The 17,015-nt window shown below is 46.2% G+C and carries 15 protein-coding genes and 3 tRNA genes; 6 read left to right on the top strand and 12 right to left on the bottom strand.

Annotated elements, in window-relative coordinates:
- Positions 1-87: 87 nt before the first annotated feature.
- A complete protein-coding gene (locus tag GY843_RS06335) occupies positions 88-936 on the bottom strand; it encodes a protein-glutamate O-methyltransferase CheR (RefSeq protein WP_297307661.1) in 849 nt (282 codons plus the stop codon).
- An 18-nt stretch (positions 937-954) separates the two neighbouring features.
- Positions 955-1,893: a chemotaxis protein CheV gene (locus tag GY843_RS06330; protein WP_297307658.1), complete on the bottom strand. Its 939-nt coding sequence runs from the start codon at positions 1,891-1,893 to the stop codon at positions 955-957.
- Positions 1,894-1,970: 77 nt separating this feature from the next.
- Between GY843_RS06330 and flgA the strand changes: the two genes are divergently transcribed.
- The 5 genes from flgA to GY843_RS06305 all read left to right on the top strand — a co-directional run bounded on the left by flgA (position 1,971) and on the right by GY843_RS06305 (position 4,205).
- Entirely contained in the window at positions 1,971-2,666 is a 696-nt protein-coding gene (flgA, locus tag GY843_RS06325; protein ID WP_297307657.1) for a flagellar basal body P-ring formation chaperone FlgA, read from the top strand.
- 145 nt (positions 2,667-2,811) lie between these two features.
- Positions 2,812-3,123: a flagellar biosynthesis anti-sigma factor FlgM gene (gene flgM, locus GY843_RS06320; RefSeq protein ID WP_297307656.1), complete on the top strand. Its 312-nt coding sequence runs from the start codon at positions 2,812-2,814 to the stop codon at positions 3,121-3,123.
- A 9-nt stretch (positions 3,124-3,132) separates the two neighbouring features.
- On the top strand, positions 3,133-3,621 hold the full coding sequence (locus GY843_RS06315) for a flagella synthesis protein FlgN (protein WP_297307654.1): 489 nt from the start codon (positions 3,133-3,135) through the stop codon (positions 3,619-3,621).
- Between the two features lie 67 nt (positions 3,622-3,688).
- Positions 3,689-3,765: transfer RNA gene (locus GY843_RS06310), tRNA-Arg, on the top strand.
- Between the two features lie 107 nt (positions 3,766-3,872).
- Entirely contained in the window at positions 3,873-4,205 is a 333-nt protein-coding gene (locus GY843_RS06305; protein WP_297307653.1) for a hypothetical protein, read from the top strand.
- A gap of 164 nt (positions 4,206-4,369) precedes the next feature.
- Here GY843_RS06305 and GY843_RS06300 read toward each other — a convergent pair whose 3' ends face one another.
- Positions 4,370-5,971 carry a response regulator gene (locus GY843_RS06300; RefSeq protein WP_297307652.1) on the bottom strand — a complete coding sequence of 534 codons (1,602 nt, stop codon included), beginning with the start codon at positions 5,969-5,971 and terminating at the stop codon, positions 4,370-4,372.
- 285 nt (positions 5,972-6,256) lie between these two features.
- Here GY843_RS06300 and GY843_RS06295 point away from each other — a divergent pair, with 285 nt between their 5' ends.
- Positions 6,257-7,180 (top strand): histone deacetylase family protein, encoded by a 924-nt coding sequence (locus GY843_RS06295; RefSeq protein ID WP_297307650.1) that lies wholly within the window; start codon positions 6,257-6,259, stop codon positions 7,178-7,180.
- 112 nt (positions 7,181-7,292) lie between these two features.
- Here GY843_RS06295 and GY843_RS06290 read toward each other — a convergent pair whose 3' ends face one another.
- The 9 genes from GY843_RS06290 to alaS all read right to left on the bottom strand — a co-directional run bounded on the left by GY843_RS06290 (position 7,293) and on the right by alaS (position 16,850).
- On the bottom strand, positions 7,293-8,594 hold the full coding sequence (locus tag GY843_RS06290; protein WP_297307648.1) for a sodium ion-translocating decarboxylase subunit beta: 1,302 nt from the start codon (positions 8,592-8,594) through the stop codon (positions 7,293-7,295).
- An 11-nt stretch (positions 8,595-8,605) separates the two neighbouring features.
- Entirely contained in the window at positions 8,606-10,393 is a 1,788-nt protein-coding gene (oadA, locus tag GY843_RS06285; RefSeq protein ID WP_297307646.1) for a sodium-extruding oxaloacetate decarboxylase subunit alpha, read from the bottom strand.
- 55 nt (positions 10,394-10,448) lie between these two features.
- Positions 10,449-10,685: an OadG family transporter subunit gene (locus GY843_RS06280; protein ID WP_297307644.1), complete on the bottom strand. Its 237-nt coding sequence runs from the start codon at positions 10,683-10,685 to the stop codon at positions 10,449-10,451.
- 246 nt (positions 10,686-10,931) lie between these two features.
- Positions 10,932-12,398 carry a tRNA uracil 4-sulfurtransferase ThiI gene (gene thiI, locus GY843_RS06275; protein WP_297307642.1) on the bottom strand — a complete coding sequence of 489 codons (1,467 nt, stop codon included), beginning with the start codon at positions 12,396-12,398 and terminating at the stop codon, positions 10,932-10,934.
- A 73-nt stretch (positions 12,399-12,471) separates the two neighbouring features.
- A tRNA-Arg gene (locus GY843_RS06270) sits at positions 12,472-12,548 on the bottom strand.
- A gap of 9 nt (positions 12,549-12,557) precedes the next feature.
- A tRNA-Ser gene (locus tag GY843_RS06265) sits at positions 12,558-12,647 on the bottom strand.
- Between the two features lie 60 nt (positions 12,648-12,707).
- Entirely contained in the window at positions 12,708-12,896 is a 189-nt protein-coding gene (csrA, locus tag GY843_RS06260; RefSeq protein ID WP_297307640.1) for a carbon storage regulator CsrA, read from the bottom strand.
- Positions 12,897-13,040: 144 nt separating this feature from the next.
- Complete coding sequence (locus tag GY843_RS06255; RefSeq protein ID WP_297307638.1) at positions 13,041-14,276, bottom strand: aspartate kinase; 1,236 nt, start codon at positions 14,274-14,276, stop codon at positions 13,041-13,043.
- Between the two features lie 18 nt (positions 14,277-14,294).
- A complete protein-coding gene (gene alaS / locus GY843_RS06250; protein WP_297307688.1) occupies positions 14,295-16,850 on the bottom strand; it encodes an alanine--tRNA ligase in 2,556 nt (851 codons plus the stop codon).
- Between the last annotated feature and the right edge of the window lie 165 nt (positions 16,851-17,015).

Genomic DNA, 17,015 nt, shown 5'->3' with positions numbered 1-17,015 from the left:
AGTGGCAAGTGGCAAGTGGCAAAAATGAAAAAGCCGCTCATTGCTCATTGCAACGAACGGCTCAATATCTTTTAACAGAAGAGACTATCAAATAGCCTGGTAAATAATACCGGGTCGGCAGTGGATCATTTTGTACTTATCCGACAAGCCAGATAGGAACTCAGAAGCACCCAGAATAAGGTAACCTCCTGGTTTCAAGACACCATGCATCTTGGTAAGAATCTCGGTCTTTCTTTCACTGGAAAAATAGATCAGTACATTACGGCAGAATATAACATCAAATTTACCCATGGAGCTGTATTGTCCCAAGAGGTTGATGCTCTGGAAACGGACTCTCGACTTGATATCAGGATTGACCGCCCAGCTACCATCAGCAGTCTGGCGAAAGTGCTGAGTCAGGCGTTCCTGAGACAAACCACGACCGATAGCAAGCATCTCATACTCACCACGACGAGCCTGTTCAAGGACCTGAGTAGAAATATCTGTAGCGATGATCTCTTCTGAAGACAGCTTTCCTGGAGATTTCTTCTTGAATTCATCCAGCGTCATGCTGATAGAGTAAGGCTCTTGCCCAGTTGAACAAGCTGCGGACCAAACCCTCAACCGAGAACCCGGACCACTGCCTGTCATCTCAGGAAGAATCTTATCCCGAAGAATATCGAAAGGATGAACATCACGAAACCAGAGGGTTTCGTTCGTGGTCATTGCATCAATTACCTGCTCGCGCAGACGCTTGGAGGCAGGACTTTGCAGCTTTTGGATAAGTTCTTTCAGACCAGGACAGTTCTGCTCCTGAACGATCTTACCCAAACGACTTTGCACAAGATACTGCTTATGCTTCGCTAGCAGAATACCGCTACTATCTTCGAGAAACTTACTGAAGAGCTCAAAATCAGCATCTGTAATTGTAAAGCTTGAACGCGAAGCAATACTCATAAAGAGTCACACATCCGATTAATGACCTTCAACTTTTTGAATACGCTGCACAACCGCAGTCGCAAGATCATCTGGATTGAACTTAGCCAGGAATCCGTCTGCACCAACTTTCTTAACCATCGATACGTTAAAACCACCGGACAAAGAGGTATGCAATACAACATGCATAGAGCTCATCCGCTCATCTTCTCGAATCATCGATGTTAATGTATATCCGTCCATCTCTGGCATCTCGATATCAGAGATAACCATCAGGAAGTGCTCGGTGACATCTGAACCACGGTCAGCCATATCACGCAGCAAATCCCAAGCCATACGCCCGTTATTGCAGGAAGTAACTTTAATTCCAAGATTTTCCAGGCTTCGCTGCATCTGATTTCGAGCCACTGAAGAGTCGTCAACAATAAGAATCTGGTGCTCACGCGCTCTTTCACGCACTTTATCGTCAGCAACATCCTTGCTTACTTCAGTATTCATCGGATACAGGTCAGCAAGAATCTGCTCCACATCGAGAATCTCTATCAGCTTACCTTCATATTCAAAGATAGCCGTCAGATAATTCTCCACGCCTATTTCAGTAGGCGGGGCCATAATCTGATCCCACTGAGTATTCAGAATACGATCTACTTTTCGAACCAGAAAGGCCAGTGTACGGCGGTTATATTCTGCAACTATAAGGAAACAATCCTGGCGCTGTTCTTTTGGCACGGTCTGACGACCGATAGCCTCAGAAAGATCAAGAACAGGAATTGTTTCACCACGGATATGCGCCATACCCTTAATCGCAGATGTCTGCCTCGGCACCTCAGTCAGATCGGGACATTGCAGCACTTCTCGTACCTTAAAAACATTAATGCCGTACTGCTGATCCGTTTCCAGACCAAAAAGTAACAACTCTAGTCTGTTCTGCCCCACCATCTGGGTACGCAGGTTTACACTATCTAGGATACCTGACATGATTTAACAATCCCGTAGAGATTAATCTGTTCTATAAATCTACGCTGCCACCAAATCTGAACGTTAGTGACAACAACGTGAATACTCTTAATTTAACACGACTTTTCCTGCTGACCACTGTTCTTTTTGCCCCATTTGCAGTTTTAGCAGCAAATCAGACAGAAAAGCTTGAACAGGAAGCCCTGAGTTATCTGCACGAACACTATAATAAAACAAAGCTGAATGCTCGCACAGAGATCAAAATTAACCCTATAACTCGAAAAATCAAGCTCAAAGCCTGCTCTCAGCCAATAGAGTTTCAAACACCCAAGGGGAACGGTAGCCGCATTACTCTCAAAACCCGTTGCCCTTCACCATTATGGCAGCTTTTTATTTCTGCCCAAGTTAATCACTTCGGTCCAGCCGTTGTTAGTAATCATAGCCTGCCACGTAATACCGTTCTAAATAGCGCTCATCTAGCAGTAATGGAAGTAGATGTAACCAACTTACGGTCTGCATATTTCACCGACTCAAAGGACATAGTGGATTGGACCACAAAAAGAAGTATAGCTGCTGGAGCCATAATCACAGCCAGCATGCTGAAAACCCCATTAGCGATAAGAAAGGGCAACTCTTTACTTATTGAGGCTCGGCGTAATGGCGTCACTATCCGCGCCTCTGGAACAGCTCTGGAAGATGGCGAAATAGGCAAACAGATAAAAGTTAAAAATGACCGTTCTGGCAACATTATCAAGGCGCAGGTTATCCAATCAGGCCTTGTCCGAGCACCCTGAATATATGCATATTAATGACTGCATCACCTTTTGCCTGCTATACTGAAGTCAGTTTCCACCCATTGAAAAAAATTTAATTTTTTTTCTAAAGTTCCTGTTTAGGGCGCCGATAACCCGGGTTAGAGAAATATTTGAGGACGGATAAATGGTTATTGATTTCACGAGCCCGTCGTCGCAAGCGACAACAACTCGTGCACGGACTACAGAACAAGGCAACTCTGCTCCAAAAAGCAGCAGCGGCTCTGCGCCTGTACAAGCCCCGTCCAGTAAAGGTGATACAGTTCAGCTCAGCGATGCAGCACAGACACTGCAGAACGTCGAGAAAAAACTGGCCAACACACCTGATGTGGACAGCGCCCGTGTCGAGAGACTCAAACAGGAAATTGAAAGCGGCAGTTATCAGATCAACGCTGAGCGCGTAGCTGAGAAGATGCTTAATTTCGACAACCTGCTATAAGTTTTTGGCATGAATAAACAACAGAACGAACAACTGAATACCCTGCTAAAGCAGGGTATTTTGCTTTTAGAGTCACTCTCCGTAATTTACGACACAGAACTCGAAGCATTAAGCAGCAAAGATCTGGATAGACTCGGCGATGTGACACAGGAAAAAACCGATCTACTGAATAAGTTTCATCAATTCACAAAAGATCGCGTAGAGCTGTTAAATACTTTTGGAATTGAAGTTGAAGCAGGTAACTACCAGATCCCTTCGGAAAACGCATCTGATTCCAAGGAAGATGAAGATACCAACACACTCCATACGACCATCAAACGTTTACTAAAAACCCTGCAACAGAAGAACAACAGAAACGAACAAGCAATATATCGCAATCAGCAAAATGTGAGTCAGCTCTTATCAATTGTTCGCGGGCACAAAAAGCAGGATCAGCTTTATAACAAAGCAGGAAATTCAGGTTTGTATAAAGCCCAAAGCAGCTTAGGAAAAGCCTGACCTAAAGCCTGGACCATAGTGACGCCAAGTTTATTTCAAGCTAGAATCCCCAACCGAAATCCATAACGTCCCAGTAGCTCAGTTGGATAGAGCGGTCCCCTCCTAAGGGACAGGCCAGGGGTTCGAATCCTCTCTGGGACGCCATTTTTCTAGTCACGCCCTCCCCACTGCTCAACCGAAATTCAGAATTTTTCTTATTTCCACATTCAGTCGCCCAATGTATCCTCTACGCTAACTATCAAGTACGCAAAATGGATTTTAAGACTGATATGGATACCAAATTATTCGTAGTTATCGCAGCCGCATCTGCATTCGCTTTACAGCAAGTAGGTGACACCGACTCAGCGCAAGAGACTAACCAGGAACTAGCTAACCTACACCGCGCCATAATTGATAGTAAAGACCCGACAGATATCCTTGAGCCAACCGCTTCGGGAGAACAAACAACCGCCTTATGCAGTTCTGGTATTATCGCAACAAGCTCACACACCCAACACCTGGAGGCTCACACCTACGTTTCCTATAAAGTCAACGAAACCACCTATATCCGAATAGACCTACCAGCTCCTCTCCTCTGCACTTGAAACAAAGCCCTTCTCAAGCAACCACCGCGGATGCAATAACACCGTCTACCCCTACTTTAGAGCGGCTGACCCATTTCCATGAAACGTCTGCAAAATGTAATTTGGTTGATCTGTATTTATCTAGAATAAATTGGCGGGGATGATTTCCCAGCACCTATTTTGAGTTAGCGCAGCAGATTTCCAAGCGAACCACTCGGCAACAGGGAGATATCATGACGGAGAAAGCGCCTTAGCAGTTGCTGCTTGTCACGCTCAACATCCTCTAAACTGAGTCTGTCTGATAATTTCAAGTATCGTTCCACCATCCTCAGGCGCTCATCCCTCTTATCACTACTATCCCTGGCAGATTCAAGAAACAACTGAGCTAAGTTAAGCAGAGCCCCGGCATTACTTGAATCGTATTCAGTCGCCAGGCCAAAGTACTTGAGCGCCTGCGGCATTTTTCCAGCAAGGTAGTGCTTAACCCCCAGCCGGTTAACCTTAAGACTCATCTCAGGATCACGCTGACGCCCCTTAGCCTTAGCTGGTTTATGCTCTTCAGGCTCAAGAATAGGCACCGCATCACCAGTCACACTTAACAGCTCTCGATCAAGGCTTAGAGGATTCTCAAGCTCCTCATTAACTCTCTGCGCCTCGCGAGTACATTTATTAGCTTCATCCACTTCACCCAACTGATTGAACATTTCACTACGAAGCAACGCTGCACGTACCTGTAGTTCACGATCAGTAGGAAATGCCTGATAAGCCTGAGCAATAGTCTTTTCAAATTCGTTATAAAGCTCGGTAGCAACCGCGCCATCAGCACCTGTCATTTCAAGACGTTTCACATTCGCAAGGCGCAAGTAAGGGTCAGGAGAGCGATAACAGCTATGCCGCCCAAGCACTATTGATTTCCGATATGCCCCGCCTGCCATATCCAACTCTTTGGTCTGTGTTGCAAGACGCCCAAGCTCCATCTGCCTTGGAATACCCATCGGCGATTTTTGTGTAGCTTCATGGGTGACATCTCGAGCTTTCTCAAGATCACCTCCTTGCTCGTGGACCTTTGAGAGTAGATCGTAAGCCGCTATAAACAATGGAAACTCTTCAATCAACTCATGAAGAAGCCCTTTAGCATCCTTCATTTTGCCCAAACCGATCAGCGCTTGTGCCCAGATTAAACCTGATTCTTTATCGTGAGTTTTCCAGTAGTTTTTTTCTGCGACTTTGGCAGCCTCAGCATATTTCTGAAATTCATTGAGGAGACGGGATAGAATTAACTGAGCCTCATCATACTCCGCATCATATGGAGAGAAACCTGTACGGCAGTAATTGATAGCTGAAGGCAGATCTCCAACCTCTAACGCAGAATCCACAGGTTCAAACACTTCTTTGCGATAAAGAATCGAATCAAGGCGATGCTTCAATTCATCAACGGTAAAAGGTTTCATAATGACGTCGTCTGGACGACTATCAATTGCGTGCAGAATTACTTCTTGAGATGCATCGCTGGTCATAAAGATCCAGCAGGCTGAGGCTTTTATATAACCCCTGTAACGACACTCTTCCAATAGCTGAATACCCGTCACACTGTCTCTGACATTGTGACCGAGTAGAATTACATCATAGTTATTTTCGGATATTTCGTTGAGAATGCGATCATTGATTGTCACAGCCTTGAGATTGCTCACTCCCAAACTGCGCAACATATAAAAAATTGTGGAACGCATATTGCCGCTGGTTTCAATCAGCAATACCTGCTTTTCTGAATAATCCACTTTTGCCACTCAGTCATCCACAACATAAACGCATGTTCATGCAGTATAAAAGCGGAACACTTTGGACAAAAGCATTTTTCAAACAAAAAAAAGCACCGGGTGTAGGGTGAAACACTCGGTGCCAAGACAGTTCTATGCTGTAAGGTCATCCTATATCCAACCCCTTAGAACACTAATGATTTAGATCAACAAAACATTTCTATTCCACTGTAGTCTGTAGGTATTGAGACAATATGATGAGAACACGCTTCATCTCTTTACTGTAAACTGAAAAGAAAACCAAAAAAGATTCCTATGACTACAGCGTTTATCACCCATGATGATTGCGGCCTACATAATATGGGGCCGGAGCACCCGGAAAGCCCTGTGCGACTAATTGCGATCCGCAAGGTTTTAGAAAAAACAGGATTGATGCACGAGCTACAACGACTCGATTCTGTTCATGTTCTACCTGAGCAGATTCAGTTGGCGCACGCTAATCTGCACCAAAAGCGCCTGGAGATGAAACTCCCTGAAAGCGGTGTAGTTTACACTGACGATGACACTGCCCTTTGCCCTCACTCTCTACATGCAGCAAGCCTAGCAGCAGGTTCTGCGGTTATGGCGGTAAACAGAGTAATGTCAGGTAAAGTGCAAAACGCGTTTTGTGCTGTACGACCGCCAGGCCATCATGCAGAACACAATAATCCGATGGGCTTCTGCTTTTACAATAATGCAGCCATCGCAGCTATGCATGCGTTGCAGCAACCGGGCATTGAACGCGTAGCCATCTTCGATTTCGATGTTCACCACGGTAATGGAACGGTGGATATTTTCAAAGATAAGCCAGAAGTGCTTGTATGCTCCACTTTCCAACACCCGTTCTATCCTGAGCGATACTGCGACATCACTCGCGACAATATTATCAACTGCCCGATGGAAGCCCACAGCGATGGCATGGTATTCCGAAAGCTTGTTGAGTCACGCTGGCTGCCAGCAATTCAGGCCCACAAGCCAGATATGATAATCATCTCTGCTGGATTTGATGCCCATCATGAAGACCCAATGGCAGACATTAAGCTAAATGAAGAAGATTATCGCTGGGTAACCCAGCTGCTAATGGACTCGGCTAAAACCTATAGCGAGAATCGATTAGTCTCGGTTTTAGAGGGTGGCTATAACCCAGTATCTCTGGCGTTTAGTGTTCAGGCACACTTGGAAGTTCTTGCTGGGCATTAAATCATAAGCGACAGGAATAACTATAATAATCAGAAAGCCCTTCGGCGTGAGGACACGCCTCCAACAAACAAAAAAGGCTGCCAATGGCAGCCTTTTTTCGTTACGTAAGATCTTAGCTTACGAACTTGATCATCACACCGGCAGCAATCGCAGAACCGATTACACCCGCAACGTTTGGACCCATTGCATGCATCAGAAGGAAGTTCTGAGAGTTGTACTCCAGACCTATCTTGTTGGATACACGAGCAGCCATTGGTACCGCTGATACACCTGCCGAACCAATCAGTGGGTTGATCGCATTGCCACCCATCATCTTGTTCATCAGTTTCGCCATCAGGACACCTGCCGCTGTACCGATACAGAATGCAACAATACCCAGCGCCATGATACCCAGAGTCTGAAGATCCAGGAACTTGTCTGCAGACAGTTTAGAACCTACGGACAGACCCAGGAAGATTGTTACGATGTTGATCAGTGCATTCTGTGCAGTATCGCTCAAACGATCCACAACACCACACTCACGCATCAGGTTACCAAAGCAGAACATACCCAACAGTGGTGCCGCATCCGGAAGCAACAGAGCCACCAGAATCAACAACGTGATTGGGAACAGGATCTTCTCAAGCTTAGTCACATGACGCAGCTGGCTCATCTTGATCTTACGCTCAGCATCTGTAGTCAGTGCACGCATAATTGGTGGCTGAATCAGAGGTACAAGCGCCATATATGAGTATGCAGCTACAGCAATCGCACCCAACAGGTGTGGAGCCAGAAGGCTGGTTACATAGATCGCAGTTGGGCCATCAGCACCACCGATGATACCGATAGCCGCCGCTTCCTGAATATTGAAATCCATGATACCCATCGCAGACATGCCTACAGCACCCAGAACGGTAGCAAAGATACCAAACTGAGCTGCAGCACCCAGGAACAGGGTACGCGGGTTAGCCAGCAGAGGACCGAAGTCGGTCATCGCACCAACACCCATGAAGATCAATAATGGAGCAACTGTAGAACCAATCGCCACACTATAGAAGTTGTACAACATACCATTAGCGTAACCACCGTCATAGGCAACATTTTTTGCAGCCTGTATTTCAGCAGCTGAGGCATTATTGTATGCGTTTAGCAACTCGTAAGGATCAGTACTGGAAACATTCAGTGCTGCCGCCATAGCATTCATCACTTCCGGAACAGCGAAGTGCAATGCGTTTTCTACAGCATTGTATGCCAGACCTGCTTCTGGAATGTTTGCCAAAATGCCACCGAATCCAATCGGCACCAACAGTAGCGGTTCGAAATTCTTTTTGATGGCCAGAAACAAAAGCAACAGACCAATCAATATCATTACGATCTGACCACCGCTGATGTTATAGGCACCAGAGGCAAGAAACAGTTCGATTAACTTATCCATCAAACAGTACCTTACGCCAGAGTCAGCAGAGTGTCGCCAACCTGAACAGCGTCACCTTCCTTAACATCGACAGTAGAAACTGTACCAGCGCGAGCCGCACGAACTTCAGTTTCCATCTTCATCGCTTCCAGAATAACCAGTACATCACCTTCCTGTACTGCCTGACCTGCAGCCACCTGAACTTTCCAGATGTTACCTGCCAAAGGCGCATCTACAGGCTCTGCCGCACCACCTGGTGCAGCTGCTGGCGCTGCTGCAGCTGGAGCTGCCGCTGGAGCTACTGCGGAAATATCACCGCCTTCAGTTACTTGTACAACGTAGTTCTGGCCGTTAACAGTAATAGTGTAAGTCTGTGGGCCTGTATTCTTAGGTGCAGCCATTGCTAGTGCGTCCTCTAATGTAGGTGCAGGTTCAAATGCGTCAGGGTTGTTGCGGTTTTCCAGGAACTTCAAGCCAACCTGAGGGAACAGAGCGTAAGTCAGAACATCATCAATTTCGTTCTCACCTTGAGTCAGCTCAACGCCCTTCTCAGCAGCCAGATCCTTCAGTTCGCCTACTAGCTTGTCCATTTCTGGTTCAAGCAGATCAGCAGGACGGCAAGTGATCGCTTCACCACCATCCAGAACACGAGCCTGAAGTTCAGCATCATATGGCGCAGGAGCCGCACCGTACTCACCTTTCAGGATACCCTGTACTTCTTTAGAGATTGTTTTGTAACGCTCGCCCATCAGGACGTTGATTACAGCCTGAGTACCAACAATCTGAGATGTTGGAGTTACCAGAGGAATCAGACCTAGATCTTCACGTACACGAGGGATCTCAGCCAGTACATCATCAAACTTGTCAGATGCACCCTGCTCTTTCAGCTGGTTTTCCATGTTGGTCAACATACCACCTGGAACCTGAGCAACCAGAATACGGGAGTCCGTACCACGCAGAGAACCTTCAAACTTCGCATACTTCTTACGTACTTCACGGAAGTAGCCTGCAATTTCTTCAAGCAGGTTAATATCCAGACCTGTGTCACGATCCGTACCTGCCAGTGCAGCTACAACAGACTCAGTAGAGGTGTGACCATATGTCATAGACATAGAAGAGATAGCTGTATCGACACGGTCGATACCTGCTTCAACAGACTTCAGGATTGTCATATCAGACAGACCAGAAGTTGCGTGAGCGTGCAGCTGAACTTCCAGATCAGTCTGAGCCTTCAGACGAGAAACCAGATCAAATGCGTCGTATGGCGTCAGGATACCGGACATATCCTTGATCGCGATTGAGTCAGCACCCATGTCTTCCAGAGTCTTAGCGTATTCAACCCAGTTATCGATGGTATGAACCGTGCTCTTAGTGTAAGAGATGGTGCCCTGAGCATGCTTGCCAGTACCTTTAACTGCTTTGATCGCAGTTTCCAGGTTACGCGGATCGTTCATCGCATCAAAGATACGGAATACGTCTACGCCGTTTACGGCAGCACGCTCACAGAATTTGTTTACAACATCATCAGCGTAGTGACGGTAACCCAGCAGGTTCTGTCCACGCAGGAGCATCTGATGTTTTGTATTTGGCATCGCTTGCTTCAGCAAACGGATGCGTTCCCACGGGTCTTCTCCGATGAATCGGATACATGAGTCAAATGTTGCGCCGCCCCAGCTTTCTAGGGACCAAAAGCCTACTTTATCCAGCTTTTCCGCGATCGGCAGCATGTCTTCAACTCGCATACGTGTAGCGAACAGCGACTGATGTGCGTCACGCAGTACTACATCAGTAATGCCAAGCGGTTTCTTTGCGTCGGTCATGGGTAATGGCCTTCTGTCGATTAATGCAGATTATTAATTATTAATCCGTTCTTGTTTATGAACGGTATTTATGGACCGCTGCAGTCATTACAGCGACTAATTCGTCATTGTTATTTGCAGCTGCTGCTGGCGCAGCTTTTTTTGCTGCTGGCTGAGCAGGTGCTTCTGGAAAAAACTTGCCTACTACTTTGGACATTCCTGTTGTAGCAAATACCAACAAAGTCAGAAAGACAACAACGAAGCCCATACCGAAGACCATCAAATTCAGGCCTTCTGATAACAAATTATCCATCTAATGGGTGCTCCTTGGTTATATCGAAACCCATTCGCCAGTGAGCAGCTTTTGGCCTTCCCTTTTTAATAAGGGTATTCACTGACGGATGTACTAGTTGCAAATGGACCACAATTAAACCCGAAAAGTCTAATTCTGGCAATAAAACAGATGGATTTTAACCTAAAGGCGGAGTGATTTTTAGACCAAAAGGTGGATATGGATCAAAAGTTGCTTAACACCTTATGATCCATATGGGATAGAGAACTAAGATTCTACTGAGCCTGGACGGTAGACTTTAACATTGCTAAAACCACGCTCCTGCAACTGATGCGCATGCATCTGGCTCATTACACCTTTTTCACAATAGAGCAGATATTCCTTTTCTTCGGAGAACTCGTCAACAGCTGCACCTAAGGCAAAAAAAGGAATAAGTTCGATTTCACAACCCGGAATATTGAGCGGCTTTTTCTCCTGCTCATGAGGTGCGCGAATATCCACAACGATCTGATTGTCAGCCACCCTGGTTAGCGCTTCCACCTCAGCATGAACATTTACATCCTCAACAATCTCATCAATACTGATCACCTGACGGCGCTCCAAGGCACGCTCCAGTACATCAAAGTCGAAATCCGACTCTTCCTCTTCAACGCGATCTTTCTTCGCACAAGTTGTTGGGCGATCTGAGATAACACCACAATACTCAGGCATATTCTTAGCAAAATCATATGCACCAATTTCGCGGGTGATATCGATGATATCCTGCTTATCCATTGTAACCAGAGGTCGAACAACCAGCTTATCTGTCGCAGCATCGATGATCGCAAGGTTTGGCAGAGTCTGGCTAGATACCTGAGCAATACTCTCCCCTGTCACCAAAGCATCAATCTTCATGCGATCAGCAACCTTTTCACCAGCACGCATCATCATACGCTTCAGCACAACCCCCATATGGGAATGATGTACCGACTGCAGGATTTCACCAACAACTTCATCAAATGGAATTGTGATGAATTTAACACGTGCTGAAGAACCAAAACGATTCCACAGGTGAAGCGCGACCTGTTTTACCCCTATCTCATGGGCATGCCCACCCAGATTGAAAAACAGGAAATGCGTTTTACAACCTCTGCGCATCGACATATAGCTGGCAACAATTGAATCAAACCCACCTGAGATCAGAGACAGAGTCGCTTCCTGTGTACCTAATGGGAATCCGCCCAGCCCTTTGTAAATATTGGTAACCACATAAAGCTTGTCGTTACGAATCTCTAGATCAACATAAACATCGGGCTTGTGTACGTTTACACCTGCCGTATCTGCATGCTGGTTTAAACCACCACCTACATACCGCTCAACATCGATAGATTTGAAATCATGCTTACCTGAGCGCTTTACCCGAACTTTGAAAGTTTTCCCTTTCAACTCTTCAGCATAAATCTCATGAGCCTTTTCATAGATATCGTGAAAATCACCCAGCGGGTATTCAGTAACCTCAATAAAGCTATGAATACCCGGCGTGCGTGACAAAAGATCAACCACCTGCTCAGAGATCGCTGAATCCGCCTGTTCACACTCTACATCTAACTTATCCCATTGACCGCGTACCTTGATAGATTCATCAATACGGCGCGTCATATTCTGCAGGTTGCTCTGCAGACGCTGAATCAAGCGCTTACGTACCGGACGGCTCTTAATAGTAATTTCAGGGAATAGACGAATAGAGAACTTCATAGCATCGAGCTCGAATAATAAAAATAGGTTTGGGTATTATAAAACGCAGTGGCTTTTATATAGAAGTATCAGATGGCGCGCCCGAGAGGATTCGAACCTCTGACCGCCTGGTTCGTAGCCAGGTACTCTATCCAGCTGAGCTACGGGCGCACATCAAAATGGCGGTGAGCGAGGGATTCGAACCCTCGATAGGGGTAAACCTATACGCCCTTAGCAGGGGCGCGCCTTCAGCCACTCGGCCAGCTCACCAACAACGAGCGCGTAATATACAGAACTGATTTTAAAAAGAAAAGAGGATATTAAAAAAAATTATCCTTGATTTCCCTCTTCAGCCTTTTCGCGCTGGATGCGCTGATAGATCTCTTCACGGTGAACAGAAACATCTTTCGGTGCATTCACACCAATACGTACCTGATTACCTTTAACACCGAGAACAGTAACAGTGACTTCATCACCGACCATTAGAGTTTCGCCCACACGGCGAGTAAGAATTAACATGACGTAGAATCTCCTAAAAACATCCCAGGCGAACTTGTCAAACTAGACAAGTAAACAGACTGGCATCAATCCAATTCCCTGCCAGAACGCTGCCTATGTACAACAGCTAGTCTTAATATAGACCAGCTTTTCATTATAAGCGCATTATTCGCTTACAGAATCATTAACATCCATATCGAACGCAGAGTGCAAAGCACGAACTGCGAGTTCCAGATACTTTTCAGCAATCACTACAGATATTTTAATCTCAGAAGTTGAGATCATCTGTATATTGATATTTTCATCAGCCAACGCATCAAACATTTTGCTTGCTACGCCTGCGTGAGATCGCATACCCACCCCTACGATAGATACTTTGGCAATCTTGTTATCACCCACCACTTCACGCGCCCCCAGCTCTTCAGCCACCTGATTAAGAACCTTCTCAGCAGAATCATAATCATTACGGTGTACCGTAAAAGTGAAATCTGTTGTGTTATCTGCAGCCACATTCTGCACAATAACATCAACCTCAATATTTTCACGACTGACAGGCCCTAGAATACGGGAAGCAACTCCCGGCACATCAGGAACACCCATCACTGTCAGCTTAGCCTCATCACGGTTAAACGCGATACCGGAAATAATTGGTTTTTCCACAGCTGCATCATCCTCTATGGTAATTAAAGTGCCCGGTCCATCCTGAAAGCTCGAAAGAACACGAAGTGGAACTTTATATTTACCGGCAAACTCAACGGCTCTTATCTGCAAGACTTTAGAGCCCAGACTTGCCATCTCCAGCATCTCTTCAAAAGTGATCTGCTCGAGGCGGCGAGCCCCTTCAACTACACGCGGGTCCGTTGTATAGACCCCATCAACATCAGTATAGATCTGACACTCATCCGCTTTAAGAGCAGCAGCCAACGCCACTCCAGTAGTATCAGATCCACCACGACCTAGCGTTGTTATATTGCCCTGATCATCAACCCCCTGAAAGCCCGCTACTACAATCACATTCCCAGACTCAAGATCCTTCTGCATAGAAGAAACCTCAATATCCTGGATTCGTGCCTTTGTATGCGCACTATCAGTGAGAATTTTAACCTGGCTACCGGTATAAGATTTTGCAGAAACGCCACGCTCAGCTAGCGCCATACATAGCAATGCTATGGTCACCTGCTCACCAGTGGACACCAATACATCCATTTCACGCGGATTAGGGTTTGACTGAATATCTTTAGCCAAACCTATCAAACGATTAGTCTCACCACTCATAGCAGAAACTACGACAACAATATCGTGCCCCTGCTGTTTAAAGCCTTGAACCTTGTCCGCAACCGCTTCGATGCGCTCGACGCTCCCCACTGAGGTTCCGCCGTACTTTTGAACATAAAGCGCCATATATTCAGCCCTTCCGGATTAAACAGCTGCTTCAACCAGCCCTGTAACAGATTCCAACGCAGCCGGGAGTGCTGCCAGATCTGTACCACCACCCTGAGCAAAGTCAGGACGCCCACCGCCCTTACCACCCAGCTTAGCAGTTAATTCTTTGATCAGATCACCCGCCTTTACTTTAGCCGTCAGATCTTTGGTAACACCTGCAGCCAAGGCTACTTTATCATCAGAAACAGTTGCCAGAACCACAATACCGCTACCCAGCTTATTCTTCAGCTGATCGATGGTGTCACGCAACGCTTTAGGCTCAACACCTTCCAAGTTAGCAGCCAGAACTTTTACGCCATTAACCTCTACTGCATTGCTGATCAGATCAGCACCTTTTGCAGCAGCAAGCTTAGCCTTCATCTGCTCCAGCTCTTTCTCAAGCTGACGCGTTTTACCCTGTTGTTCCTGCAACTTCTGCTCGAACTGCGTTTTCTGTTCCGCAAAGAAATCCAACGCAGTTGCACCAGTAACAGCTTCAACACGACGAATGCCTGCAGCAACACCACCTTCAGAGGTGATTTTTAGCAAGCCAATATCACCTGTACGTTTAGCATGAGTACCGCCACAAAGCTCTATAGAGAAATCACCACCCATGGATAGAACACGCACTTCATCGTCGTATTTCTCACCAAAGAGTGCGGCAGCGCCTTTAGCTTTGGCCGCTTCAATCTCCATAATTTCGGTTACAACTTCGCTGTTATCACGAATCTGATCGTTAACAATCCGCTCTACTTCTGCGATCTGTTCCGCAGTTACCGCTTCGAAATGGGAGAAGTCAAAACGCAGACGCTGGTCATCATTCAGAGAGCCTTTCTGTTGAACATGCTCACCCAAAACCACTCGCAATGCTTCGTGCAACAAATGGGTGGCAGAGTGGTTTAGAGCTATAGCTTTACGGCGCACAGAATCAACCTTAGGAGCAACCTTATCACCCACCTTCAGAGTGCCACTTTCAACACTACCGTGATGAAGGTTGTTTTTACCCTCTTTGGTACAGTTATTTACCGCAAAGGAAACAGAACCAGAAGCCAAAGAACCAGTATCTCCTACCTGGCCACCAGATTCTGCATAGAAAGGCGTTTCATCCAGAACAACAAGACCAGAATCCCCAGCCTGCAGTTCATCTACTGACTCACCATCTTTAAAGAGAGCAACAACAGATGAGGAATCACCTGAAAGGTTTTCATAACCAGTAAAGCTGGTTTCACCATCCAGTTTGATCGCATCGTTATAATCTACTGAGAACTTACCTGCTGCACGAGCACGCTCACGCTGAGCTTCCATCTCACGCTCAAAACCTTCTTCGTCGATCGTCAGCTCATGCTCACGAGCCACATCAGCCGTCAAGTCGTGTGGGAAACCATAGGTATCGTATAGCTTAAATACTGTCTCACCCGGTATCACTGTACCGTCAAGATTATCGATGGCTTCTTGTAACAGACGCATACCATGATCCAGCGTCTTCGCGAATTGCTCTTCCTCTTTCAACAACACACGTTCGACCTGAGCCTGCTTATCGGCAAGTTCTGGATATGCTTCGCCCATCTCTTTAACCAGCGCAGCCACCAACTGATTAAAGAACGCACCTTTAGCGCCCAGCTTATTTCCGTGACGTACGGCACGACGAATAATACGGCGTAGCACATAACCAGCACCTTCGTTAGAAGGCAGAACACCATCAACAATCAGGAAAGAACAAGAACGGATATGGTCAGCAATTACGCGCAGAGACTTATTATCCATATCTGTAGTGCCTACTGCCTCAGCAGTAGCTTTTAACAGATTCTGGAACATATCAATTTCATAGTTTGAGTGAACGTTCTGCATTACTGCAGCAATTCGCTCAAGGCCCATCCCCGTATCCACAGAAGGTTTAGGCAACGGTGTCATCTCACCATCGGCACTGCGGTTGTACTGCATAAATACAACGTTCCAGATCTCGATGTAACGATCACCATCTTCTTCAGGGCTTCCCGGAGGACCACCCCAAACGTCAGCACCGTGGTCAAAGAAGATCTCAGTACATGGACCACAAGGACCTGTATCACCCATAGACCAGAAGTTATCTTCATCCAGCTTAGAGAAACGCTCTGGATCTACGCCAACTTCCTCTTTCCAGATACGCTCAGCTTCATCATCAGAATGATGTACGGTTACCCACAGGCGCTCTTTTGGCAACCCCATTACTTCTGTCAGGAAAGTCCATGCAAAGTTAATTGCATCTTGCTTGAAGTAATCACCAAAGCTGAAGTTACCCAGCATCTCAAAGAATGTGTGATGACGTGCGGTATAACCTACATTTTCCAGGTCATTGTGTTTACCACCAGCACGCACACAACGCTGAGAGCTTGTTGCACGGGTATAATTACGTTTATCTGTGCCTAAAAACACATCCTTGAACTGCACCATACCTGCGTTAGTAAACATCAGAGTAGGGTCATTAGCAGGAATAAGGGAGCTACTCGCTACAACCTCATGTCCCTGCTGATTAAAATAATCTAGAAATGCTTGGCGAATCTCGGCACTTGTCATGTATTTCATTAGATAAACCGTATACGTATCCAATCAGATAGAACCACTAACCGGCCTCACTCACCAATCAGCGGCATAAAATCACCACAATTAAGGGCGCAACATTATATATCGTGTTCGAAAATTGTTCGAATGTTTTTGTCGCCAGCAAGAAGGGCTGGCTTT

Origin of the sequence: Neptuniibacter sp., from assembly GCF_024231755.1 — a bacterium.
Taxonomy (GTDB): domain Bacteria; phylum Pseudomonadota; class Gammaproteobacteria; order Pseudomonadales; family Balneatricaceae; genus Neptuniibacter.
The sequence above is the reverse complement of the archived record's forward strand: the minus strand, read 5'-3'. Positions and strand labels throughout refer to the sequence as shown.

What these genes read in the sequence shown, in the direction of transcription:
- flgM (WP_297307656.1), top strand. Translation starts at nt 2,812, where the DNA reads ATGGTTATTGATTTCACGAGCCCGTCGTCGCAAGCGACAACAACTCGT.
- GY843_RS06315 (WP_297307654.1), top strand. Translation starts at nt 3,133, where the DNA reads ATGAATAAACAACAGAACGAACAACTGAATACCCTGCTAAAGCAGGGT.
- GY843_RS06255 (WP_297307638.1), bottom strand. Translation starts at nt 14,276, where the DNA reads ATGGCGCTTTATGTTCAAAAGTACGGCGGAACCTCAGTGGGGAGCGTC.
- oadA (WP_297307646.1), bottom strand. Translation starts at nt 10,393, where the DNA reads ATGACCGACGCAAAGAAACCGCTTGGCATTACTGATGTAGTACTGCGT.
- GY843_RS06295 (WP_297307650.1), top strand. Translation starts at nt 6,257, where the DNA reads ATGACTACAGCGTTTATCACCCATGATGATTGCGGCCTACATAATATG.
- csrA (WP_297307640.1), bottom strand. Translation starts at nt 12,896, where the DNA reads ATGTTAATTCTTACTCGCCGTGTGGGCGAAACTCTAATGGTCGGTGAT.
- GY843_RS06290 (WP_297307648.1), bottom strand. Translation starts at nt 8,594, where the DNA reads ATGGATAAGTTAATCGAACTGTTTCTTGCCTCTGGTGCCTATAACATC.
- GY843_RS06280 (WP_297307644.1), bottom strand. Translation starts at nt 10,685, where the DNA reads ATGGATAATTTGTTATCAGAAGGCCTGAATTTGATGGTCTTCGGTATG.
- thiI (WP_297307642.1), bottom strand. Translation starts at nt 12,398, where the DNA reads ATGAAGTTCTCTATTCGTCTATTCCCTGAAATTACTATTAAGAGCCGT.
- GY843_RS06305 (WP_297307653.1), top strand. Translation starts at nt 3,873, where the DNA reads ATGGATTTTAAGACTGATATGGATACCAAATTATTCGTAGTTATCGCA.
- GY843_RS06330 (WP_297307658.1), bottom strand. Translation starts at nt 1,893, where the DNA reads ATGTCAGGTATCCTAGATAGTGTAAACCTGCGTACCCAGATGGTGGGG.
- GY843_RS06335 (WP_297307661.1), bottom strand. Translation starts at nt 936, where the DNA reads ATGAGTATTGCTTCGCGTTCAAGCTTTACAATTACAGATGCTGATTTT.
- alaS (WP_297307688.1), bottom strand. Translation starts at nt 16,850, where the DNA reads ATGACAAGTGCCGAGATTCGCCAAGCATTTCTAGATTATTTTAATCAG.